Source organism: Lactobacillus sp. B4005 (assembly GCF_026536045.1).
GTDB classification, from domain to species: Bacteria; Bacillota; Bacilli; order Lactobacillales; family Lactobacillaceae; genus Lactobacillus; species Lactobacillus panisapium.
The window spans coordinates 775,772-796,224 of record NZ_JAFNOZ010000001.1 but is presented as its reverse complement, the minus strand read 5'-3'; the positions used below and the strand labels follow the sequence as shown (position 1 = coordinate 796,224).

Here is a 20,453-nt window from a genome sequence, read left to right as displayed (position 1 = left end):
GGTGGTCAGTATGAATAGGTTAAAAGAATTGCGAATTAAGAATAACTTAACTCTCGATGATATAGAAGCAAAAACTGGTATTAAACGAGGTACATACAGTAATTACGAAAATAATAAAACTGAACCCAAAATTGAGACTTGGCAAAAATTAGCTAGTTTCTTTAAAGAACCTATTTCGTACGTTATGGGCGTAGATGATTACGAAAAAGTAGGTGTGGTTAAAAATGAATAGGCTTAAGGAACTTAGGCAAAAGAATAACTTAACTTTAAAAGAATTGAGCGAACAGCTAAGCAAAAGAAATATAAAAATTTCAGCAGATGCATTAGCTAAATACGAAAGGGGAGATAGAGAACCAAAAATAGATAAATGGAATCATTTAGCTGAATTTTATGGTGTCTCTCTAGAGTATTTAATGGGACTTAATAGTAATAGTTTTGGAAATAGAATTAAGGAATTAAGAATCAAGCATGGTCTTAGCCAAAGTGATTTAGCAAAGGCTACCGGACTCACTCGTCAAGCTATTAGTAATTATGAAAGAGGAGATAGAGAACCCAAAATGGAAATATGGCAAAAGTTAGCTGACTGCTTCAATGTTTCTATACCATCTGCACGTGGTGAAATTGATACAAATAAAATACAAAAAATTTTACAAACGATATTATTTTTTAACTGCAGTGATGACGCACTAGGCTTATTGAAAACAGATGAATTTGCAGGCTGTGGTAGAGAAGATAAAAAACACATTGCTATAAGTTACTTGATGTTATTAATCTTCCAAGAATTAAATATAGATCCTTACAATCAATTTTTATTGGTAGTTAAAAAAGTCGCAAATTTGCTGAAATTAGAGGGCAATGAAAGAGATAACTTCATTAAACAAGGTATGAGCACAGCTGATATGCCTAATCAAAAGCACGATATTAAAGCTGCTAATAAATTGTTAAATATATACGACGAAATATGATGTACGAACTAAGACCATATCAAAACGATTTAATTAGTCGGATTACTAAATCAATGCAAGCTGGTCACCATCACATTATCGTGCAGTCACCACCACGCACTGGTAAGACGGTTGTGATGGCAGAAATTGCCAGACGAACAACAACTAAAAATAATCGAGTGATGTTTATTATTCACCGCAAGGAAGTATTGGATCAAGCGAAAGCAACATTCAAAAAGCAAAACGTTAATCCAATATTAGCAACGATGGGTTTAGTGCAGACACTTTGCAGACGGGTAGATAAATTACCTGAACCGCAATTAATTCTAATTGATGAAGGACACCACGCTTTAGCAGCTAGTTATCAAAAAATACTAAATAAGTTTGAAAATGCTTATGTTTTGTTTTTTACCGCCACGCCAAGAAGAACGGGTCAAAGGCAATTAGATGAAATTGCTGACGATATCATTATTGGTCAATCAATTCACGAATTAACGGATAAAGGATTTCTAGCACCATTCAGATATTTTCAACCACCTAATGATTTTAATGCAAAATTGCTTAAACGAAATTCAACTGGTGACTATTCTAACAAATCAATGGATGAAGCAATGTCGTCCAAGATATACGGTCACATCGTTAAGCAATACAAACGCATCGCCAATGGCATGCAAGCTGTGGTCTATACCTATTCAATTGACTCTGCAAAACGAGTTGCTAAAGAATTTAACGAAGCAGGAATTACTGCAAAAGAAGTGGATGGTAATACGCCAAAAGTCGAAAGGGATGCAGTAGTTTCCGATTTCAGAAATCAAAAGCTGAAGATACTAGTTAACGTTAATCTGTTTACGGAAGGCGTAGATTTACCCAACGTTGATTGTGTGATCATGGCTAGACCAACCACATCATTAGCACTGTACTTACAGTTTTCAATGCGATGTTTGAATCCACGCCCTGGCAAGACTGCAATCATCATTGATCACGCTAATAATGTTCAAAAGTTCGGTTATCCAGATGATGATCGTGACTGGCGGCAGGCTGTTATCAGTGGCACAAAATCAGTACCTAAAGTTAGTGATGAGCCGACAATGGCAATCATTACATGTGATTACTGCTTTGCAGTAGTTAAAACTAGTGAGGTTAAAGATGGTAGATGTCCACTCTGTGGCAATGAAATTAAAATACATCAAGAAAAAGAAGTTACTGACGTTGATTTAGTAGAAGCAAAAAATCGCAAGAAATTAATATCAAAGATTATACACAGCGACCTACTTAAAAAAGTCGCAAACAAGAAAGTTAGTGAACTCAATTCACCAGCTGAATTCAGCGCATATGCAGAACTGCATGGATATAAATCCGGCTGGATTTATTATCAAATGAAAATGAAAGGAATGATTAAAAAATGATCGTTTTACCAAAACCTCAAAAATTAGAACCAAAGGCACAACCACACAATTTTTTCATCTGGGGTGCGCCAATGTCTGGCAAAAGCTACTTTGCTAGCTTTTTCCCGAATCCAATAATTCTTAACACTGACGGAAACAGTGATCAAGGGACTGCACCAGCTTTCCAGATTAGAAATTTACGCGATAAGAATGGCAAGCCTACCCAATTGGTTACAGATCAATTAGATGAAATCATTTTAGCTTTACAAACAGAAAATGAGCAACGCAAGCCGGAAGAACAATTTAAGACGATTGTAGTTGATGTAATCGACGACATCATCGTCATGCTTGAACAAGCAATCTGTTGGGAGAATGGCGTGAAGTCATTGGGAGATATTGCTTACGGCAAAGGCTATGCACTATTTAACACCGCATTACAACAGTTAGTTATGGATCTTAAAGCACTACCAATGAACATCATTTACATTAGTCGCGAGATTTCAATCACAGATGACAATACTGGTGTAACTACTTACAGTCCATCGCTTAAGACTAAATATTTCAATGTAGTTAACGGTAACTGCGATGTTGAAATTAGAACCAAGAAGGTTGGCGATGGTGTTAATGCATCATATTACCGCGAGGTTAAAAGCCTAAGAACACAATATGAACCTAAAAATATTAAAGATCATAGAATTCTTAAATTGCTAGAAACTTGTAATGGAATATTCAAGGAGGAACCGAAAAAATGAGTAAAGCATTATGGAAAATTAATGAAGTCGGCCGACCATCTTTTGTAAATTATGTGTCTGATGACTATCAATTACAGGAAAACGAGTTCTACGGTACCTTTCCAAAAGACAAATGGAAAAATGTTAATAACCCTGGCGATGAACCGGATTATTTAAAATTCAAATATAAAAATTACCTATGCGAAATTAAAAGACCATCATTGTCCTTATTGCATCTTTGCGGCTATGTAACGCTTGAAAGGGATAACAAGCTTTATGGCAAAGAATGGTTTGAAAAAGAAATTCAAAACTTAGAAGTTCATGGCGGAATCACCTTTGCAGAGCCTACCAAAGAAGGAAAATGGCAGATTGGCTTTGATTGTGCACATTATGATGACGTTGTACCCGGATCTGATGTTGCATTGTTTGGGAGTTCAGATTATAGCATATGTAAAGACATCACATATAAAGATATGTGGTTTGTTAAAAGCGAACTAATGCAACTAGTTGATCAAATAGACGGTTTAAATACCAAAAAGGATAGGTATAGCAATGACAGTAACAATTAAAAACAAGATTAACCGTGGATGGATAGTTGGAACTTATAAAAGCACAAGCGGAGTTTTCGAGCCAATATTTACAGACAATAAAAAAGCTGCACTTAAATTTAATAATTTGAGTACAGCAATTGAAAACATTAAAAAATTAACTGATTACAGTTTTGATGAATTCGCATTTTATGAAAACGGAAAATTAATGGAGGTTAAATAATGAGTTTAAGAGATGCAGTCAATGAATTAAAGAAAAACGGATTTGATCCCAAGGAAGGTAAGGAATTCAACGCTTTTGCCAAAATACCTGATGGAACATATACCATGTCGTTAGATGGAGCAACACATAGCGTTAAAGGTGATCGTGATTACTTGGTACTCGGCTTTTCAGTAGTAACAGGCGAGCAAGAGGGTAAACGCGAAACAATCTTCCCATCACTAGCACAGACAAAATCTGACGGACAACCAATGCCAGCATCAGTTATTGCACGCAACATTTCAATGATTCAGATAATCGGTGAAATGGTGGATAATCCTATTTCTGACAAGTGTTTCGATTTTGATAATGAATCGGACGCATATGAAGCATTAGCTAAGGCATTTCAACCGGCACTTGGCAAGGTTCTAGAAATGACTATTACTTCAGCGCCCAACAAGAAAAATCCACAGTATCCGTTCAGAAATTATGAATTTGCGAAACACGAACAGCCAAAAGTAGCCGATGCTAAAGACCCATTCAATGGAACAGGCGACACAGTTAATATTAATGATGATGACTTACCGTTTTAGGAGGTAATTAAAATGAATCAAATTTTGGAATCAGCTTATTTAGAAAACAGAAAGTATTGGGAAGCTGTTGCTAGAGATGAGGGCGGATTAGAAATCTGCAGTGATTACAATGGACAACCTATTTATACAATAGGAACAAGCCATGACGTTTGGTACTAATAATAGTGAGGTAATTAAAAATGAATGGGAAACAGATTGAATTTGACGGTAGCGTTGACAACTTTAAAACCAAAAGCAATGAAACTACTATCCAGATTAAAACAACAAGCAGTAATCTATCGTTAGATAGTTTAAGCAAAGTATCAGAAGGTGCGATTAGGGTATATCTCGAGTCAAGCCAGATGGAATTAATTGATGAACTAAATGATGAGTTTACAGTTAATGATATTTTGGATATCTACAAAGCCGAACATAAGCAATCTGACGGCAGTACATTAACTGAATGCCGCGTGATTACTAAGAATGGCAATGTTTACAGCGTTAGTGAAGACTTACTAAACGAATTAGAAGCCGAGATGCCAGAAGAACCGTTTCTAGATGATGATTCTGATGATTAATCATGACACTAGAAAATCTAGTAAATTACGCAATTAGCTATGCTTCACATGGATTTTCTGTAATACCAATCGGCGCGACCAAACGACCATTAATTAAATTTGCTAATAAGCCACCACTAACTATAGATGAAATTAAACGGGTCTGGCAACGCTATCCACTCGCTAACATTGCGCTTAAAACAGATAAGTTTTTCGTCATTGACGTTGACCGGCACGGTGATGTTGACGGCATGGATGCTATCAAACAATTAAAGCATGACGAATGGTTCAAGGGCACATTAACCGAAAAAACTGCACACGATGGCTTTCATTTCTTCTTTCAAAAGCCAAAAAATGAAACCATTGCACAGAATATCGGTTTCTTGCCCGGAGTTGATTTGAAAGCCCACGAAAACAATTACGTGGTGGTGGCACCTAGCCAGATTAATGGCAAACACTACAAATGGCTTAATCATGACATTATCCGCCCAGCACCAGAAGGGTTGCTGGAACTGATCAAAGAGAAAGCCAAACCAGAAAAGCGAAAAATATTAAGTTACAAAATCACAAGTAAGACGCAAACAACACATCTATTTGAAACTGTTGCCAATGGTCTTGGTGATGATGGACAGAGAAATAAGGCTTTAGCTAGTTTTGTCGGCGGATTGTTATACCGGGGTGTCGATCCTGATGTAGCAGCTAAGCTTGCGGTAATTGCTAATACAAATACGACAGACAGCTTGCCACTTAATGAAGTTGAACGAACAGTAAATTCAATGATTGATAAAGAGATAGCAAGAAGGGGGATTGAATGAGTGACGTTATTGATATTAACGAGAAAAACGCTGATAAATTACGCGACAACACAATTGATTTAGACCGTCAGAATAACGGTTCAGTCAAAACAACGAGTGTTAAGAATGTTGTTTTGATTCTACTCAAAGACCCCAACCTAAAGAATCTCTTTCGCTTAAATGAATTTACGACTGAAGTAGATGCGGTAGAAACAGCAGAAATCAAACTTCCAGAGATTGGTAAAACAATAATTCCAAAAGGGCAATACACTGACCAGGTTACTAATTCAATCGAATTGTATATCGAATCGCAATCTAAATATGGTAATGCAAATTTCAAAAATGCCATCATTGAACAAGCAGTCGACAATGTGGCGTACATGCATTCATATAATCCATTGATTGATTATATGAATGACGTTTATAAGAAATGGGATAAAAAACGAAGATTAGATAATTTTTTCGTGGATTATCTCGGCGCTGATAAAAACGAAACCACCACATTAATTACGCGAGTGTTCTTCATGGGAGCGGTGGCCAAAGTTTATAACGCAGATACTAAATTCGATTACGTGCTTGATTTAGTTGGTGGCCAAGGCGTCGGTAAGACTTCAATTCTGAAAAACATTGCACCGCTAGGATTATACACGGACCAATTCAATACTTTCACGAAAAAAGACGATTTTGAAGTTATGAAGAATGCTTTGATTGTGAATGATGATGAAATGACCGCCAGTAATGATGCAAGTTTTGAAGAAATTAAAAAATTCATCACGATGCAAGATTTTGAATACCGAAAACCGTACGGTCATAAGCCGGTTCACTTCAAAAAGAAATTCGTTATCACGCGAACAACTAATGAAGTACGTCACCTGAAAGACCGTTCAGGCGATCGGCGTTTCCTATCAATCTATGCGCATCCCGAAAAACAGACTAAAAACCCCGTGAGCGAATTAACGCCAGAGGTGGTGCAGCAGTTGTGGGGCGAAGCGGTTTGGCTCTATAAAAATGCTAAAGATCCATTCAGATTTACACCAAAACAAGAAGCATTGCTAAAAGCTAATCGTGAAGAGTTTAGATATACATCTGGCCTTGAAGATAATTTAATGGACGTTTTAGAAAATAAATTTAAAGATCAAGATTTCATTTCAAACAGAGATTTATCCTTTGCACTATTTAAAGACTATGATGCGTTATCTAAAAACAGCAAGCAGACGCGAGACATCAGGTATTACATGGAGCATTTGGGCTTTAACACAAGTGCATTGAAAAAGATAAATGGAAAAGTAACAAGAGGATTTGAAAAGTAACAGTAGGTAACAGTAAGGTAACAGTTACTGTTACCAACCTAGAGCCTTGGGAGAGTAGTAAATATAAGTTCTGGTAACAGTATAACAGTAAATATTAGTAAAACTTTTTATTTATATTATTATGCCTTTTAAAGTTTTTGGCGATTTTACTGTTACCTACAAATAAAAATATTCTAACCCATTGAGAGAGTAAGAAAAAAATAGGTAACAGTTACTGTTACCTAAGCGTAACTTCAAGAGGTAAAAAAATAATGAAAATTAAAAATGATAAAGAAATTGTTGTTGGAAAAGCGTTTGGAAGTTTTTGTGGCGAACATGAGGTTCCTTTTTTTGTGAAAGATATTAGGCAATTATGTTTTAACCCTTTTGAAAGTGATGAATATAAATACTCAGTAATGATTAAAACGGTTTTATCAGATGAAAATGAAAATTTTTATATTAATATTAGCAAAGAAAAATACGAATATTTAATGGATAAATTAGGAGCAAATGACGATGAAGATTAGAAATAAGAAAGTTTTTACAATCAAAGATCTTGAAGATGGAAAAACTTATTCATTTGATGATGATAAAATTCAAAAATTCGGTACAAGACTAAATCTTGATACTAAGTCAGTTGAATATTTCATCGAAGTAGAAGATTACGACCCATTAATTATATCTAAAAAAGATTTTGAACAATTTAAAAAATATATGAAAAAAGAACGTAATGTCGTTTGGGGCAATGAAGATGAATGATGAACCTATTTTAAATTTAGAATTATCTGATGAAGTTAATAACAGAACTGAAAGGGTACATATTAGTTTCAGTGAAATTTATAGCATTGAAGAAATACAAAAGACAAATGTTTCTAAGCAGAAAGATATATTTTACTGTTTAAATTTAAAAAATGGGAAAAATTTTCCGATATCTAAAAAACTCTATCAATTAATTAATGACTTAATTGATAAAAATCCCAATCATCCTGAATATGGCAGAAAACTGTGATTAGCATGGATGAAATTAGTTATTTAAGAGCTTTTGAATACGTTAAAGCAATTGCAGAAAACACGCGTCAAGATCAATCTGTGATTAAAAAAGCTATCAAGGTTTTATATAATCACAAAATTAAAGGTGAAAAAGCTGGCGCTAAGTTAAGAATGATGATTTCTAAAATCAATCAGGTTGGCAAGCTTGATGAAGTTTTTTCATTTATTAAAAATCAAGCAGATTATAGAAATTTATCAGAAACAGAAATTAATGAAGTTATAAAAAAATTATTCGGTAATTATGCAAACGATGCGGCAATGATATTGTTTGACAATATTGATGAATGGACAGAATGAGGTGCAGAAATGGAAAATAACAGATCATGTCCATGTCAAAATTGCAATAGAATTTTTGACAAACGTAAGCAGTGCAAATCTATTGAAGAATATCGAAATTTACTAACAGAGATAGCAATAAGATTTGTAGAAGATAGAATGGATTGAGTGCGATGGCAAAAGCGGTGTGGAAGATTGATAAAAATGGCAAGCGAACCTATGTGGGTCACGTGCCAGACGGTTATCAGTTGAAAGATGGAGAGCGGTTCGGATTGCCATCTGAAGATTGGGTGGAAGTGATTAGAAATGCCTAGCGAACATAAAATTCAAGACGATATAGAAACCACATTATCAAAGCATCATTGCACAGTTTTTCGAACGAATGTTGGTAAATTCAGAACGCCAGATGGGAGATATATTAGTACAGGACTGCCAACTGGACATCCCGATTTATATGGATTTCGCTGGGTAGACAATCAAGTATTCTATATAGAAGTAAAATCAAAAATTGGCAGACCTAGGAAAGGCCAGATTAGATTTCATAACATGTTGGTATCGCACAACGTAATACATGGTATAGCACGCAGTACCAAAGATGCCTTAATGATAGTAGATGGGGGGTTAGTAGGTTATGGATATCCCGTACGATTTAATCCATAAATTGGAAGATGAATATGGATCAATAAGCAATGTTTCTGAAAATAATACAATTTTAAAATCAATTAGATTAAAGTTACATATTAAGCACGCTAAACGAACTAATTTTACTTACAATGATTTTAAAGAAGAAAAAATAATCGAGTATTTAAAAAAGGGTTATAGCATTTATGAAACAGCTCAATTAACTCAATCCTCTTATGCTAAGGTTAGAAAAATTAAATCTAATTATAAGTTAAAAACATTGCCAAGATTTAAATATGTAGCTATTGGAAATGAATTTAAAGTATATAGTTTGGGTTTAAGTAAATTCAAAATAATGAGTTTATCTTGTTGCAGTAATTTTGCTAATACTCAAAAAGCATTAAGAGCTATGGGTTATGAGTTAAAAGAAGCCAAAGGATATTTTCATTGGTGTAACTTAAAAAAAGATGATCATTATATCATTGACAGAAATATTTACACCAAGCAATAGAAAGGACTGTGGACTGTGGGCAATGTTGATTTCTACATGATTGATATAGATCAATACCAAACAGCTGAAAAGGTGCGAAAGTTTTTTAAATATAATTTTCCGCAATATCTGGTAAGAGCTGGTTATCATCGTACTGATCTTAGCAGTCCGCAGCTTGATATCACTGGTATCTCAGTGCATGGAGGTAACAGTGCTGAACATAAGATGGCTTCAATTTTCGATGCGCAAGATAAGTGCAAAGCTATTTATCAAGCAATTGATGCTTGCTTTGACAGTTCACGGCAGCCTTTTAGAACGATATTAAAATCATTATATATAGATGAACTAGAAAACTGGAAGGTTGCTGATAAGGTTCAATATAGCGATTCCAGATATGATGATTTAAAGCGTTATGCATTATGTCAATTCGCCGATACAATTGATACATTTAAGTTATACTATGATGTTAGTTTTCCTGAGCTCAAGGTTTTTAAAAAATCGGATGAAAGTCGGGGAAAAGTCGGGGACTGATCGGGTATTGCAGATGTTATATTAGTATCATCAAGAAAAAATAATTCTTGATAGCTATTAACAGTTTTTAAATTTATACTCCTTCTTAAAAGAGTTCTGGCAATGGTTGTAATCAGGTTCGATTCCTGGTGCCAGAATATGAACGTGAATAGTTACCGATATGGCAGTCAAGTTATATTAATTGGAGGACTAGACCTATTGGCATCAGGTGCAATTCCTGACACGTTCTTATATTCATCTTAAAAAACTAGCCTAAGGGGCTATTTTTTGCTAAACTATGTTCAATAAGTAAACATAAATTTATAATTTTTAAATAAAAATTGTAAATCATTGAATAATAGACAAAAAAAAAGTATACTTTTTTTAAGCATGACATCGCAGGTGGTGCAAATGAGTAAAATAGATAAATTATACTCTAAGATGAAAAACAATCCTAAAGAAGTTTCATTCCATGAAATTACTACATTGTGTGAACATTATGGATGTACAGTAAGAAACGAATCAGGTGGCTCTCATTATTCTATCAGGCATTCAAAAATTAATCGTACTTTGATTGTTGCAAATCATGATCCAATAAAGAAACCTTATGTGCTGGACGTTTTACAATTTATTGATGAATTAAAGGAAGACGAAAAATGAAAAATACTCTTGAAGACTACATGAATAGGAATTATCCAATAATAGTTTCTTTAATAAAAGACGATACAGATACATACTACAAAGTAAGTGTTCCAGATTTACCAGGCTTGAATATATACGTTGATGATAAAAAAGAAATAGAAAGCGAGTTAAAAGAAGCAAAAAAAGAATGGTTTGCTTCTAGAATAAAGTTCAATCAAAAAATTCCATTGCCACAATTTAACAATTCAAAAAGTGGAAGAATTACTTTAAGAGTTCCTAAATCTTTACATGCCGAGCTTGAGTATAAAGCGGAGGAAGAGGGAATTAGTTTGAATCAATTTCTGAATTATTTAATTGAAAGAGGTCTTGAAAAAGGGAATTTAACTAATAAAAATGTTGTTAATGAATTTTACTATCATCAAAATTTAAAATTTAAGCAAGAAAATACAAAAAGTTTTAGCTTAGAACCTGAGGAATCTTCAGCTGATACAGTTAGTTTGAAGGAGTAGATTAATGGAAAAACAAATTGAACTTGTTAAGGTCTATATATCTAAACTAAATTATAAAATGAGTACTGATGATAAAGGTAAAGATGCGTTTATGCTCAAACATAGGAAAGGAAGGGGAAGAGTAACTTTTTCTATTGTTTATCCAGACAAATCTAAAAAGAAAAAATTGTTAAAGTTGGAGCGTGAATATATTGTAAGAAGTAATAATTTTATTATTTTTGCGGTAGTTAATGCTGTTGTTAAAACTAAAAAGGAGGATGTTGAAATTTTATTAAAAGACAAAAAAACGGACGCTGATAAAAAGAAATTGCTAAGAATAGCTGATTATGTATTTCGCGCAATGAGTGATAAGGTTTCTCTTTATACGGGGCTTTTATCCGCTGAAACAGGGTATCCAAGTTTTTATATACCGACTTTTGGGAAAAAAATTGATAAGTGATCTTTTTAAGTCTAGATAAGCACTCATTTATGAGTGCTTTTTTTATGCTTAAAAACAGAAAGGAAACGGCATGTTTAATAATATCTGGAATGCATTAAGTAGTAACATCTGGCCATTCACGATTGCAATACTGAATCTGTGGGCAATATTCAAAGTGGGTGGCTTTATTATAACGGTAGTAATTGAATCGATTGTTAAAACATTCAAAGAGATGCATCCCTGACGGGAAAACTTTTTGCGCTGGCTAGCAAAAGAAAAGGTAATCACCTCTCCTGATTTTAATTCAATTGCATTGAATTGCGTCATCCGAGGGTGATTACCTTGACTGAAATAATACTTCTATTAATCATAGTACTACTTTTAGTCGTTGCTATCAAGCGATAGCCAGCGCAAGGGGCGCTCGTCCCTTGATGGTCCGAGCGCCGCTGAAAACTCAAAGGAAGTGAAGAATTGCCACGAATTAGAAACTGTCGAGTGTTTGGTTGCAAAGTTCCAGCGTTTGTTCCGAATCATTATTGTGCAAAACACATTGCAAAAGAAGAAGAGTACAGAAGAGAACGGGCAAAGTTCGAACATCGATATTCAACTCCGCAATCGAAAGAGTCACGCTGGAAATACAACCATGTAACACGTTATCGAAATGAAACTAAGGCTAAACAGAATAAGTTCTATCACACTAGACAGTGGCAAAGGTTCCGTAAGATAGTATTCGAACGTGATTATCACATGTGTCAATACTGTAACGCTCGTGGTGTTATTAGAGAAGGTAACATCGTTGACCACGTCCTGCCGGTTGAATTATTTCCAGAACAGATGAAAGATATCGATAATCTGGTTACGTGTTGTTCTAACTGTCACTATTGGAAAACAAGATTTGAAGAAAAATACTATGGCACTGGGTTGCATGCTAAGGCAACAAATAATCCACCACTAACTGATTTGAAATTAATTGCTGAGTTGAGTGATCGAATTAAAACACAAAAATAATTTTCATCCCCGCCCCTATGCAAGGTTGGCGAGGAGCCGCAACAAGTGGTGTTCGCTTTCTAGACGGACACTTTTTTAATATTTTTTGAAAGGGGGGGTCAAAACGACAAAGGTTGATTTAACAACATTGAAAGTACCTGAAACAGCGCCGAAGTGGCTGGGGAAATATGGCAAAGTTCTATATCCGAAAATAGCTTCCTATCTGAATAAGAATTCAAAGATTATTCGCGCTGATGAATATTTAGTTCAAGAATACTGTTCTGCTTACGATATTTATCGAATCGCATACGCTGACATTCAAGAGCATGGCATTCAGCAAGCTATATATAAGACAGCTGTTAGTCCATTAGATGGTAGTGTGGTTAGTAGAGATTTTTCAGGTTACCGTAAAAATCCAGCTTATCAAATGATGTCGGACTCACTTTCAAAAATGAATCAGATTGGCAGAGAGCTGGGGTTAAGTCCTAAAGCTAGATCACAGATGATGGAGCTTAATTCGCCGAATGATAAAAACGAAGAATCGGTAACGGATAAAATGAGGGAGTTTTTTAAATGATGAAAATCGATCTAACGCAAACTCATGATGTTGATGGTGCATACCAATCAATTGATTGGACTGATATAAAAAATGATTATACTGATCCAGGTACACGATATTGCTTTGATGTGTTGGATAAAAAAATACAAGCAGGTTATTCAATAAAACTTGCTTGTTTTCGTCATTTACGAGATTTACAAAGGCAAAATACAAAGGATTTCCCATATCATTACGATATTAAAGCTGCTAATATGCTTTTGAAATTTGCCGCTATCGCTCCGAATGTTGATACAGGAGAGCCTACTAAATTAATGAATTGGCAGAAGTTTATTTTTTGCCAGATGTTAGGATGGCGCGATAAAGATAATTTTAAACGTTTTACAAGAGTAATTGTTAGTGTTGCACGTGGACAGGGTAAGACCTATTTAATGGCTATTTTAGTGGCATACAGTTACTTAATTGAGTCATTAAAATTAGAAAACCAAGATTATCTGGTTGCTTCTATTAATTACAAGCAAACTATGAAAATCTTTGGTTATATCAAATCAATGCTTAGAAAAATAATTGATATTGAGCCTTTTAAAACATTAGCTAATGAAGCAAGATTAGAACTTCAATCTGAACAGATTATTGAAAAGAAAACTAACAATATTCTTCGGGCTATATCGCACGAAGCTGGTCAGTTCGACTCATATCACTTCAGAACAGCAGTTTTTGATGAAATCGGTGAAATTAATACACGTGACCGGGTTTCTAAAATTATTTCAGGTCAAGTTAAGGTGCAAAACCACCAGTTTGTTCAAATTTCTACAGCTTATCCTGATCCAACAGTTCCATTTCACGAAGATCAAAAAATGATAATTCAATCAATGGAACAAGACTTCAAGCGTAATGCTGATAGTTACTTAGGTTTAATTTGGTCGCAAGATGATATGGACGAAGTTTATAAACCCGAAACTTGGGTTAAGTCTAACCCATTGCTTGATTTACCAGATCAAAAAGAAACTTTAATGTCAGGGCTAAAAGATAAGCGTGATAGTGATTTGCTTACTGGTAATATTTCAGATTTTGAGAATAAAAATTTAAATATATGGTTGAAACAATCAACTTCAAGTTATTTAACTTTAAAAGAAGTTGAAGATGCAATTGATGATGATTTCAAAATTGATGGTCGTCAGGTATACATTGGATTAGACTATTCAATGTTTTCTGATAATACAGCAATTGGATTTGTTTATCCCTATCAAAATGAAGAAGGGCAGCCTCGATGGCATATTGCCCAGCATAGTTTTATACCATGGCAACAAGCAGGATCGCTTGAGGCTAAAGAAAAGCAAGATGGTATTGTTTATCATGAGTTTCCTGAGTTTTGTACAATCACTGCACATGAAAAAGGAATTATTAATCCAGAACAAGTTTATAAATGGCTTTTAGACTATGTTGAAGAACACAATTTAAAGGTAATTTTCTTTGGATATGACCGTTTTGGCAGTTATCAGGTAAAGAACATTACTGAAAGCTTAAATGCCAATACAGGGTGGTTAATTCAAGACATAGCACAAAGGACAAGCGAGCTTGCCAATCCTACTAAATTTTTGCAAGAAAGCTTTGCTACCGGGAAAATTAGCCGGTTCAACGATCCGATTTTAGAAAAAGCATTGCTTAATGCTTCTATTAAAGAAGATAAAATTGGCATTCAAGTTGATAAGGATAAAGCGACTTTAAAAATAGATGTGGTTGATGCATTAATTGACGCAATGTATCAAGGGATGAACCATTTTGAAGAGTATGGAATTATCAACGATAAATCGACTGAAGTAGAGCGTATGACGCAAGAACAGGTTCTAGCATGGTTCAACAATCCTGAATCGGGATTGTTAGGGGGTGATGAATATTCTAATTAGAACATTATTTAAAAGTATTTGGAAAATAATTGATGTACTTCTATATATTAGTGGGGTGGGCTGTATTGTTACAGCCTGTTTTTTATGGAATTTAATAGCTGGTCTAGTTTCTTTAGGTATAGCGTTATTAGTTACTTGCACAATCATTGAATTTCTTCCTACAGATCAGGGAGGAGGTGATTAATATTGCCGGTTTTTAATTTTAATAAAGGATCAAGGCAGACAGTTGATTTAAATAGTGAGGAATTTGTCAATTTTTTAACGGGTGGTAATGATGAACATTATGTTTCGGCAGATAAAGCATTAGCTAATTCAGATCTGTATTCACTTGTTTCACAATTATCTGCTGATTTAGCACTGGTAAGATTTCAAACTAATTCAAATCGATGGCAAAAATTTTTGACAAATCCTAGTAATGAAACTAACGGCTTTAGTTTTTGGCAAAGTATGTTTGCACAATTGTTATTAGATGGTAATGCATATGCTTATCGTTGGCGAAATGCTAATGGCGTTGATTTATATTGGGAGGGCTTAAGACCTTCACAGGTAACTCCTTACAAGCTATTAGATGGGACAGGCATAGTTTACGATGTTACGTTTGACGAACCTAATGTAGGGTTTAAAACGAACGTACCACAAGGCGATATGATTCATTTTAAGTTGATGTCCAGGAATTCAATTGGAATTGTTGGGTATTCGCCATTGAAGGCGTTAGTTAATGAGCTAACAATTAAGGATAAATCTAATCGATTAACCAAAAATGCTCTATCACAATCAGTTACATCGCCTGGAGTTTTAACTATTCAGGGCGGTGGGCTATTGAATGCCGCACAAAAGGCAGCACGTGGCCGTGCATTTATGAAGCAAATAAAAGATGGTCAAGCAGTAGTTTTAGACGACTTAGAAACGTGGACGCCACTTGAAATTAAAAGTGATGTGGCCAAGTTGTTGTCTCAGGTTGATTGGACCAGTAAGCAAATTGCTAAAGTTTATGGCGTACCAGACAGCTATCTAAATGGAGGTGGTGATCAGCAATCTAACCTTGACCAAGAGAACAATCAATATGCGAAAGCATTAAAACGTTTTGTTGGTCCTATTATTAGTGAATTTAATAATAAGCTAAATGATGTGGTAACTCCTGATCTGCGTCCGGCAGTTGATGCTGTAGGAGATGGCTTTGCTGGTCGAATATCGCAAATGGTTGATGATGGGGCACTGTCTCCAAATCAGGCACAGTTTGTGCTACAAAGAGCTGGCTATTTCCCACAGGATTTACCTGAGCCTAAATATGAAGGAGGTGAGGAAAGTGACAACAATTCCAATAAAGGGAACAATCGTAAGTAATGATTATAAAGAAGTCTATGATTGGTTGGGATACGATAATGTTTCGCCTAAAGACGTTTCTGATATCTTAAAGGGAGTTAATGGACAAGATGTGACGCTAGAAATTAATTCTCCGGGCGGTTACATTTCGGCCGGTTCTGAAATATATACTGTTTTGAGAGAATACAGAGAATATACTGGTAACATCACAGCCAAAATTGTTGGTCAAGCATGTTCGGCTGCATCATGGATTGCGTTAGCGGCGGATAAAGTAATTATGTCGCCAACTGCACAAATGATGATCCATCGAGCATCAACTGATGTTTCAGGTAATATAGATGATTTATCAAGCGCAGCCAATGCTGTTAATGAAATGGACCAAGCTTATGTTGATCTGTATTCTAAAAAAACGGGTAAAACACCTGATGAAATTTATCAAATGATGGCCAAAACTACCTGGATGAATGCCAAAACGGCAGTTGAGAATGGCTTTGCTGATGAAATAATGTTTGAAAACGAGCCAGCAGTTGTTAATGCAGATGGTGATTTAGTTGTTAAGCCAGAAATGATTTCAAAAATCAAAAATTTGCTGCATGAAGAAAAAAATGAAGAAAAACCAGTAAAGAGTCAGGAAAAAGAAAACCTGGCTCTTTTACTTTGGGAATAATAAAGGAGAAATGATAAATGAATATCAATCAATTACATGATGATTGGGTTGCTAAGGGTAACAAGGTTACTGATCTTTTAGAAAAAAAGATTGCATTAACTGAAAAATTTAATGCTACCTTTGAAAACTTAAATGATGAAGAAAAAGAAAATTTCAAGAATGAGATGAAGAAAGTTTCGCAAGATTATAAAGATGCTATCATGGCTAGAGATTTTGCTAAAACAACATTCGAAGATGCGCAAGCTGCTGGAAAGGTAACTAATAAAAAACCTATTCAAAAAGTAAAATCTAAAGAAGAAAAAATTAAGGATGAAAATCACAAGCTCGTTTCTAATATTAGAAACATGGTTACTACTGGAAAAATTCCTGAAGATGCAGAAACTACTACTGATCCTGACGGATCTAATGCAGGGCTTACTATTCCTGAAGATGTTCAAACAAAAATTAATAAATTTATTCGTCAATTTGCATCTTTAGAAAATCTGGTAAGTGTGGAAAATGTTTCCATTCCAAGTGGTTCTAGAATATATGAAAAATTATCAGAAATTAAACCATTAGCTAATTTGGATAATGAAGCCGGTAAAATACCAGATAATGACGATCCAAGTTTGGTTAAAATCATCTACAATATTCATCGATATGCTGGAATTTCAACTGCGACTAATACACTTATAGCTGACAGTGATGAAAATATTTTAAGTTGGTTAATTGATTGGGTGTCTAGAAAAGATGTTATTACTCGTAATAAAGCTATATTAGATGTTATGGGTAAAGCACCAGCAAAGCCAACGATTACTAATTTTGATGATATTAAGGATCTGGAAAACAATACACTTGATCCATTGATTATTGCAACTTCGAGTTATGTTACTAACCAATCTGGGTTCAATGTCCTTTCTAAAATGAAAGATGCTGATGGTCGTTACTTAATCCAACCTAATGTGACTAATCCTGAGATTAAGGAAATTGGAGGACACTTAGTAACAGTTATTAGTGATAGATTTTTGCCGAACATTAATGGATCACATCCACTATATTTTGGAGATTTAAAGCAAGCAATTAAGCTGTATAATCGGCAAGAAATGTCTGTTATGTCGACTAATGTCGGTGGTGGTGCATTTGAAACTGATACAACCAAGATCCGCTTTATTGATCGGTTTGATGTTGAATTAATTGATGATGGTGCGTTTGCAGCTGCTTCGTTTAAAGATATTAATGATGTAAAGCCTGGTACTGCTAATACTGATAATACAACTACTAAGGCTGCTAAATAATGACTTCATTTTTGAAGGTTGATGATGAATTCAAGCGAACTTTAGGATATCTACCTGATGATGAATCTTTAGATAGCCAGACGATTGCAAGAATGGAATCATCACTATCTGCTGCCGAAATATTTGTTCAAAATTCAATTGGTAAAAATGATAAGTATTACCAAGATGAAGATAACATAGTATTGTATAAAATAGCGTGCTATTCAATAGCATCAAACTGGTTTAACCATCCATCAACCGCTGCTTCAAGCACAGTTGCTAAAGCAGTAATTGGACAGATGCGCGGCATTTTTGATAGTTATGAGGAGCTAAAAAATGGTTCAACTTCAGAATCCAGACAGACTAACACAGACGATTAAATTCGGCACTATCGAAGATAGTGAAGATATTAATGGCGTCCCAACTAGAGATTTTTCGCAGATTGGCAAGCCTACATTGTGTGGACGATGGAGCCTAACCACTAATCAAGCAATTCAAATGGCAGGGCTAGATCAAACTCAAAGTTTTATCGTTGTTGTTCATCATAGAGAAAACTGGTCAGGTATTACTCATGCAAAGTACAGCAATGAATTATATCAGGTTTCTAATATTAACCAAGACCCATATCGCAATCCAACAGCTTACGATTTAATCACATTAACGAAAGTGAGTGATGCGAATGGCTAATGATCTTGATGATAAGCTCGAAAAATGGTTAAGCGCAGTTGAACAAAAGTATGATCTAACTGCTGAACAGAAAAGTAAGATTACGGGTGCTGGCGCAGCTGTATTTGCTGAAGCGCTGAAAAAGAACACGCCAGTGAGCTCGGAACATTATAATTCGGGCCGCTCAGTTGGTCATACTAACTGGAAACATAATGAGCGTCCACGTAAAACTAAGCACTTAAGAGAATCAATTACCTTTAAGCCGGGCTTTACCAGTGGAAAAATCCATTCAGGCAATACCACTGTCGGTTTTGATAGTAAGTATCAAGCAATGGTGGCTAGATATGTTAATAATGGTACTGCTGGCATGAGTCCAAAAGAAGTTAAGAATATGCACTTCATTGAAAAATCACAGTTAGAATCTAAAAATGCTGTTCTAAAAGCAGAAGCTAAGGCTTTTAAGGAAGTGATTAAATGACCGTGGCAAAACGGGTGGTTGATGAGCTTAATTCGGCCGGGATAGATGGTCTGGGTAAAGCCTATTCTTTCTTGATCCCAGCTAGCTCTTTAACTTCAGAAACAAAAGCATTAATTGCCGTTTCTGAAGTCATGCAGCTACCTACAGAGCATGGTAGCAATACCTACAATCAGTTAGAAACTAGAATACAGGTTAAAATCTGTTACCCGAAAAATAGTCAGATAGATGCAGACGCTTTTGAAAAATCAATCGCGTCTTTTTTTATGCAAAAAAATTGGCTTAGACAGCCAGACAACGGTCACTATATCGATGAACAAAGTCGGATAGAGATCGATTTGTTTTTTAAAAGGAGAAATTAAATGGAAATTACAGGATTAGACGATATTATTGTTTGGATGTGCGATTCAGACGAAAAGCTTAAGACAGACCCAGACAATGGAGGTTTTACTTACAATGGTGATAAAGGTAAGGTTTTTGATCCGGTTACCGGGGAAGAGTTAAAGGGATTATTTAAGATTGATCTACTTTCATCACGCGGTGCAACGCAAGCTAACATTTCTGGATTAGCACCAACAGTATCACGTGTTTATGGTTCAAATGCGGTAGCTGAGGTTAACACTGGTACAGAACAGCCCACAATTGCATTAGCGGCAAATGATATTCCACACGAAATTTATGATTTATTAACTGGATTACAAAAAGACAAGTTCGGTGGCTATGCGCGTAGCGGTAAGTCGAATCCGATTACTGGTGGTGTTATTGCCCACTCTCAGAACACTCGTTCCAAGATTGATCTATACTTTGGCTTTCCGATGGGCGTTTTTGTACCTGGTGAGCTTAACATGCAAACCGATACAGAAAATCCAAGTGTGGTACACGATGCATTAACACTTAATGCACAAGCCCGTGGTACGGATTTATTGTTGTATGAAAAGTTCTATTCAAATGAAAAAGATTTCAATTTCACGAACATGATTAAGTACCTTACTAATCAGACAATCACTGATAATACGGCTGGTAATAAAAATCCCACTGATACTAAAGGTAATCCACTATCCGATAAATAATTAGTCAGATGGGT

At 35.1% G+C, this 20,453-nt stretch carries 34 protein-coding genes; all 34 read left to right on the top strand.

The window, feature by feature from the left end:
- Positions 1-10: 10 nt before the first annotated feature.
- The 34 genes from J3U73_RS03850 to J3U73_RS03685 all read left to right on the top strand — a co-directional run bounded on the left by J3U73_RS03850 (position 11) and on the right by J3U73_RS03685 (position 20,439).
- Positions 11-232, top strand: a complete 222-nt coding sequence (locus tag J3U73_RS03850; RefSeq protein WP_267409632.1) for a helix-turn-helix domain-containing protein — start codon at positions 11-13, stop codon at positions 230-232.
- Complete coding sequence (locus tag J3U73_RS03845; RefSeq protein WP_267409630.1) at positions 225-965, top strand: helix-turn-helix transcriptional regulator; 741 nt, start codon at positions 225-227, stop codon at positions 963-965. Before J3U73_RS03850 ends, J3U73_RS03845 begins: the two co-directional genes overlap by 8 nt.
- Complete coding sequence (locus tag J3U73_RS03840; protein ID WP_267409629.1) at positions 965-2,350, top strand: DEAD/DEAH box helicase; 1,386 nt, start codon at positions 965-967, stop codon at positions 2,348-2,350. Before J3U73_RS03845 ends, J3U73_RS03840 begins: the two co-directional genes overlap by 1 nt.
- Entirely contained in the window at positions 2,347-3,081 is a 735-nt protein-coding gene (locus tag J3U73_RS03835) for an AAA family ATPase (RefSeq protein WP_267409627.1), read from the top strand. The genes J3U73_RS03840 and J3U73_RS03835 overlap by 4 nt, the downstream gene beginning before the upstream one ends.
- The gene (locus J3U73_RS03830; protein WP_267409626.1) at positions 3,078-3,629 is read left to right on the top strand and encodes a hypothetical protein; all 552 of its coding nucleotides are present in this window, start codon (positions 3,078-3,080) and stop codon (positions 3,627-3,629) included. Before J3U73_RS03835 ends, J3U73_RS03830 begins: the two co-directional genes overlap by 4 nt.
- Positions 3,613-3,831 (top strand): hypothetical protein, encoded by a 219-nt coding sequence (locus J3U73_RS03825; protein ID WP_267409624.1) that lies wholly within the window; start codon positions 3,613-3,615, stop codon positions 3,829-3,831. The genes J3U73_RS03830 and J3U73_RS03825 overlap by 17 nt, the downstream gene beginning before the upstream one ends.
- Entirely contained in the window at positions 3,831-4,400 is a 570-nt protein-coding gene (locus J3U73_RS03820) for a single-stranded DNA-binding protein (RefSeq protein ID WP_267409622.1), read from the top strand. The genes J3U73_RS03825 and J3U73_RS03820 overlap by 1 nt, the downstream gene beginning before the upstream one ends.
- Positions 4,401-4,412: 12 nt before the next feature.
- The gene (locus J3U73_RS03815; RefSeq protein WP_267409621.1) at positions 4,413-4,559 is read left to right on the top strand and encodes a hypothetical protein; all 147 of its coding nucleotides are present in this window, start codon (positions 4,413-4,415) and stop codon (positions 4,557-4,559) included.
- Positions 4,560-4,579: 20 nt separating this feature from the next.
- Positions 4,580-4,957 carry a hypothetical protein gene (locus tag J3U73_RS03810; RefSeq protein ID WP_267409620.1) on the top strand — a complete coding sequence of 126 codons (378 nt, stop codon included), beginning with the start codon at positions 4,580-4,582 and terminating at the stop codon, positions 4,955-4,957.
- Positions 4,958-4,959: 2 nt separating this feature from the next.
- Positions 4,960-5,751, top strand: coding sequence for a bifunctional DNA primase/polymerase (locus J3U73_RS03805; protein ID WP_267409619.1), 792 nt, complete (start codon positions 4,960-4,962; stop codon positions 5,749-5,751).
- Complete coding sequence (locus J3U73_RS03800) at positions 5,748-7,040, top strand: VapE domain-containing protein (RefSeq protein ID WP_267409618.1); 1,293 nt, start codon at positions 5,748-5,750, stop codon at positions 7,038-7,040. The genes J3U73_RS03805 and J3U73_RS03800 overlap by 4 nt, the downstream gene beginning before the upstream one ends.
- 251 nt (positions 7,041-7,291) lie before the next feature.
- On the top strand, positions 7,292-7,546 hold the full coding sequence (locus J3U73_RS03795) for a hypothetical protein (RefSeq protein WP_267409617.1): 255 nt from the start codon (positions 7,292-7,294) through the stop codon (positions 7,544-7,546).
- On the top strand, positions 7,536-7,778 hold the full coding sequence (locus tag J3U73_RS03790) for a hypothetical protein (RefSeq protein WP_267409616.1): 243 nt from the start codon (positions 7,536-7,538) through the stop codon (positions 7,776-7,778). The genes J3U73_RS03795 and J3U73_RS03790 overlap by 11 nt, the downstream gene beginning before the upstream one ends.
- Positions 7,771-8,028 (top strand): hypothetical protein, encoded by a 258-nt coding sequence (locus J3U73_RS03785; protein WP_267409615.1) that lies wholly within the window; start codon positions 7,771-7,773, stop codon positions 8,026-8,028. The genes J3U73_RS03790 and J3U73_RS03785 overlap by 8 nt, the downstream gene beginning before the upstream one ends.
- Positions 8,029-8,033: 5 nt before the next feature.
- Positions 8,034-8,366 carry a hypothetical protein gene (locus tag J3U73_RS03780; protein WP_267409613.1) on the top strand — a complete coding sequence of 111 codons (333 nt, stop codon included), beginning with the start codon at positions 8,034-8,036 and terminating at the stop codon, positions 8,364-8,366.
- A gap of 143 nt (positions 8,367-8,509) precedes the next feature.
- The gene (locus J3U73_RS03775; RefSeq protein ID WP_267409612.1) at positions 8,510-8,659 is read left to right on the top strand and encodes a hypothetical protein; all 150 of its coding nucleotides are present in this window, start codon (positions 8,510-8,512) and stop codon (positions 8,657-8,659) included.
- The gene (locus J3U73_RS03770; protein WP_267409611.1) at positions 8,652-9,005 is read left to right on the top strand and encodes a VRR-NUC domain-containing protein; all 354 of its coding nucleotides are present in this window, start codon (positions 8,652-8,654) and stop codon (positions 9,003-9,005) included. The genes J3U73_RS03775 and J3U73_RS03770 overlap by 8 nt, the downstream gene beginning before the upstream one ends.
- A complete protein-coding gene (locus J3U73_RS03765) occupies positions 8,977-9,477 on the top strand; it encodes a hypothetical protein (RefSeq protein ID WP_267409610.1) in 501 nt (166 codons plus the stop codon). Before J3U73_RS03770 ends, J3U73_RS03765 begins: the two co-directional genes overlap by 29 nt.
- A 15-nt stretch (positions 9,478-9,492) precedes the next feature.
- On the top strand, positions 9,493-9,987 hold the full coding sequence (locus J3U73_RS03760; protein ID WP_267394638.1) for an ArpU family phage packaging/lysis transcriptional regulator: 495 nt from the start codon (positions 9,493-9,495) through the stop codon (positions 9,985-9,987).
- A gap of 390 nt (positions 9,988-10,377) precedes the next feature.
- A complete protein-coding gene (locus tag J3U73_RS03755; RefSeq protein ID WP_267409609.1) occupies positions 10,378-10,626 on the top strand; it encodes a hypothetical protein in 249 nt (82 codons plus the stop codon).
- On the top strand, positions 10,623-11,117 hold the full coding sequence (locus J3U73_RS03750) for a type II toxin-antitoxin system HicB family antitoxin (RefSeq protein ID WP_267409608.1): 495 nt from the start codon (positions 10,623-10,625) through the stop codon (positions 11,115-11,117). Before J3U73_RS03755 ends, J3U73_RS03750 begins: the two co-directional genes overlap by 4 nt.
- A gap of 4 nt (positions 11,118-11,121) precedes the next feature.
- Positions 11,122-11,556 carry a hypothetical protein gene (locus J3U73_RS03745; RefSeq protein WP_267409607.1) on the top strand — a complete coding sequence of 145 codons (435 nt, stop codon included), beginning with the start codon at positions 11,122-11,124 and terminating at the stop codon, positions 11,554-11,556.
- Positions 11,557-12,282: 726 nt separating this feature from the next.
- A complete protein-coding gene (locus J3U73_RS10875) occupies positions 12,283-12,543 on the top strand; it encodes an HNH endonuclease (RefSeq protein WP_323848364.1) in 261 nt (86 codons plus the stop codon).
- An 85-nt stretch (positions 12,544-12,628) separates the two neighbouring features.
- Positions 12,629-13,099, top strand: coding sequence for a phage terminase small subunit P27 family (locus tag J3U73_RS03735; RefSeq protein WP_267409605.1), 471 nt, complete (start codon positions 12,629-12,631; stop codon positions 13,097-13,099).
- On the top strand, positions 13,099-14,985 hold the full coding sequence (locus tag J3U73_RS03730; protein ID WP_267409706.1) for a terminase large subunit: 1,887 nt from the start codon (positions 13,099-13,101) through the stop codon (positions 14,983-14,985). Before J3U73_RS03735 ends, J3U73_RS03730 begins: the two co-directional genes overlap by 1 nt.
- Positions 14,969-15,169, top strand: a complete 201-nt coding sequence (locus J3U73_RS03725; protein ID WP_267409603.1) for a DUF1056 family protein — start codon at positions 14,969-14,971, stop codon at positions 15,167-15,169. Before J3U73_RS03730 ends, J3U73_RS03725 begins: the two co-directional genes overlap by 17 nt.
- A 2-nt stretch (positions 15,170-15,171) precedes the next feature.
- Positions 15,172-16,329, top strand: coding sequence for a phage portal protein (locus tag J3U73_RS03720; RefSeq protein ID WP_267409601.1), 1,158 nt, complete (start codon positions 15,172-15,174; stop codon positions 16,327-16,329).
- Positions 16,292-16,975 carry a head maturation protease, ClpP-related gene (locus J3U73_RS03715; RefSeq protein WP_267409600.1) on the top strand — a complete coding sequence of 228 codons (684 nt, stop codon included), beginning with the start codon at positions 16,292-16,294 and terminating at the stop codon, positions 16,973-16,975. The genes J3U73_RS03720 and J3U73_RS03715 overlap by 38 nt, the downstream gene beginning before the upstream one ends.
- A 17-nt stretch (positions 16,976-16,992) precedes the next feature.
- Entirely contained in the window at positions 16,993-18,249 is a 1,257-nt protein-coding gene (locus tag J3U73_RS03710) for a phage major capsid protein (protein WP_267409598.1), read from the top strand.
- Positions 18,249-18,608 carry a head-tail connector protein gene (locus J3U73_RS03705; protein ID WP_267409597.1) on the top strand — a complete coding sequence of 120 codons (360 nt, stop codon included), beginning with the start codon at positions 18,249-18,251 and terminating at the stop codon, positions 18,606-18,608. Before J3U73_RS03710 ends, J3U73_RS03705 begins: the two co-directional genes overlap by 1 nt.
- Complete coding sequence (locus J3U73_RS03700; RefSeq protein ID WP_267409596.1) at positions 18,565-18,915, top strand: head-tail adaptor protein; 351 nt, start codon at positions 18,565-18,567, stop codon at positions 18,913-18,915. Before J3U73_RS03705 ends, J3U73_RS03700 begins: the two co-directional genes overlap by 44 nt.
- The gene (locus tag J3U73_RS03695) at positions 18,908-19,372 is read left to right on the top strand and encodes an HK97-gp10 family putative phage morphogenesis protein (RefSeq protein ID WP_267409595.1); all 465 of its coding nucleotides are present in this window, start codon (positions 18,908-18,910) and stop codon (positions 19,370-19,372) included. The genes J3U73_RS03700 and J3U73_RS03695 overlap by 8 nt, the downstream gene beginning before the upstream one ends.
- A complete protein-coding gene (locus J3U73_RS03690; RefSeq protein WP_267409594.1) occupies positions 19,369-19,731 on the top strand; it encodes a DUF806 family protein in 363 nt (120 codons plus the stop codon). Before J3U73_RS03695 ends, J3U73_RS03690 begins: the two co-directional genes overlap by 4 nt.
- Positions 19,732-20,439: a phage tail protein gene (locus tag J3U73_RS03685; RefSeq protein ID WP_267409593.1), complete on the top strand. Its 708-nt coding sequence runs from the start codon at positions 19,732-19,734 to the stop codon at positions 20,437-20,439.
- Positions 20,440-20,453: the final 14 nt, after the last annotated feature.

Coding starts and splice junctions, on each gene's coding strand:
- J3U73_RS03725 (WP_267409603.1), top strand. CDS start 14,969: ATGAATATTCTAATTAGAACATTATTTAAAAGTATTTGGAAAATAATT.
- J3U73_RS03800 (WP_267409618.1), top strand. CDS start 5,748: ATGAGTGACGTTATTGATATTAACGAGAAAAACGCTGATAAATTACGC.
- J3U73_RS03820 (WP_267409622.1), top strand. CDS start 3,831: ATGAGTTTAAGAGATGCAGTCAATGAATTAAAGAAAAACGGATTTGAT.
- J3U73_RS03840 (WP_267409629.1), top strand. CDS start 965: ATGTACGAACTAAGACCATATCAAAACGATTTAATTAGTCGGATTACT.
- J3U73_RS03765 (WP_267409610.1), top strand. CDS start 8,977: ATGGATATCCCGTACGATTTAATCCATAAATTGGAAGATGAATATGGA.
- J3U73_RS03690 (WP_267409594.1), top strand. CDS start 19,369: ATGACCGTGGCAAAACGGGTGGTTGATGAGCTTAATTCGGCCGGGATA.
- J3U73_RS03750 (WP_267409608.1), top strand. CDS start 10,623: ATGAAAAATACTCTTGAAGACTACATGAATAGGAATTATCCAATAATA.
- J3U73_RS03825 (WP_267409624.1), top strand. CDS start 3,613: ATGACAGTAACAATTAAAAACAAGATTAACCGTGGATGGATAGTTGGA.
- J3U73_RS03705 (WP_267409597.1), top strand. CDS start 18,249: ATGACTTCATTTTTGAAGGTTGATGATGAATTCAAGCGAACTTTAGGA.
- J3U73_RS03815 (WP_267409621.1), top strand. CDS start 4,413: ATGAATCAAATTTTGGAATCAGCTTATTTAGAAAACAGAAAGTATTGG.
- J3U73_RS03770 (WP_267409611.1), top strand. CDS start 8,652: ATGCCTAGCGAACATAAAATTCAAGACGATATAGAAACCACATTATCA.
- J3U73_RS03755 (WP_267409609.1), top strand. CDS start 10,378: ATGAGTAAAATAGATAAATTATACTCTAAGATGAAAAACAATCCTAAA.
- J3U73_RS03780 (WP_267409613.1), top strand. CDS start 8,034: ATGGATGAAATTAGTTATTTAAGAGCTTTTGAATACGTTAAAGCAATT.
- J3U73_RS03850 (WP_267409632.1), top strand. CDS start 11: ATGAATAGGTTAAAAGAATTGCGAATTAAGAATAACTTAACTCTCGAT.
- J3U73_RS03845 (WP_267409630.1), top strand. CDS start 225: ATGAATAGGCTTAAGGAACTTAGGCAAAAGAATAACTTAACTTTAAAA.
- J3U73_RS03805 (WP_267409619.1), top strand. CDS start 4,960: ATGACACTAGAAAATCTAGTAAATTACGCAATTAGCTATGCTTCACAT.
- J3U73_RS03710 (WP_267409598.1), top strand. CDS start 16,993: ATGAATATCAATCAATTACATGATGATTGGGTTGCTAAGGGTAACAAG.
- J3U73_RS03730 (WP_267409706.1), top strand. CDS start 13,099: ATGAAAATCGATCTAACGCAAACTCATGATGTTGATGGTGCATACCAA.
- J3U73_RS10875 (WP_323848364.1), top strand. CDS start 12,283: ATGTGTCAATACTGTAACGCTCGTGGTGTTATTAGAGAAGGTAACATC.
- J3U73_RS03700 (WP_267409596.1), top strand. CDS start 18,565: ATGGTTCAACTTCAGAATCCAGACAGACTAACACAGACGATTAAATTC.
- J3U73_RS03790 (WP_267409616.1), top strand. CDS start 7,536: ATGAAGATTAGAAATAAGAAAGTTTTTACAATCAAAGATCTTGAAGAT.
- J3U73_RS03695 (WP_267409595.1), top strand. CDS start 18,908: ATGGCTAATGATCTTGATGATAAGCTCGAAAAATGGTTAAGCGCAGTT.
- J3U73_RS03685 (WP_267409593.1), top strand. CDS start 19,732: ATGGAAATTACAGGATTAGACGATATTATTGTTTGGATGTGCGATTCA.
- J3U73_RS03785 (WP_267409615.1), top strand. CDS start 7,771: ATGAATGATGAACCTATTTTAAATTTAGAATTATCTGATGAAGTTAAT.
- J3U73_RS03835 (WP_267409627.1), top strand. CDS start 2,347: ATGATCGTTTTACCAAAACCTCAAAAATTAGAACCAAAGGCACAACCA.
- J3U73_RS03745 (WP_267409607.1), top strand. CDS start 11,122: ATGGAAAAACAAATTGAACTTGTTAAGGTCTATATATCTAAACTAAAT.
- J3U73_RS03810 (WP_267409620.1), top strand. CDS start 4,580: ATGAATGGGAAACAGATTGAATTTGACGGTAGCGTTGACAACTTTAAA.
- J3U73_RS03830 (WP_267409626.1), top strand. CDS start 3,078: ATGAGTAAAGCATTATGGAAAATTAATGAAGTCGGCCGACCATCTTTT.
- J3U73_RS03795 (WP_267409617.1), top strand. CDS start 7,292: ATGAAAATTAAAAATGATAAAGAAATTGTTGTTGGAAAAGCGTTTGGA.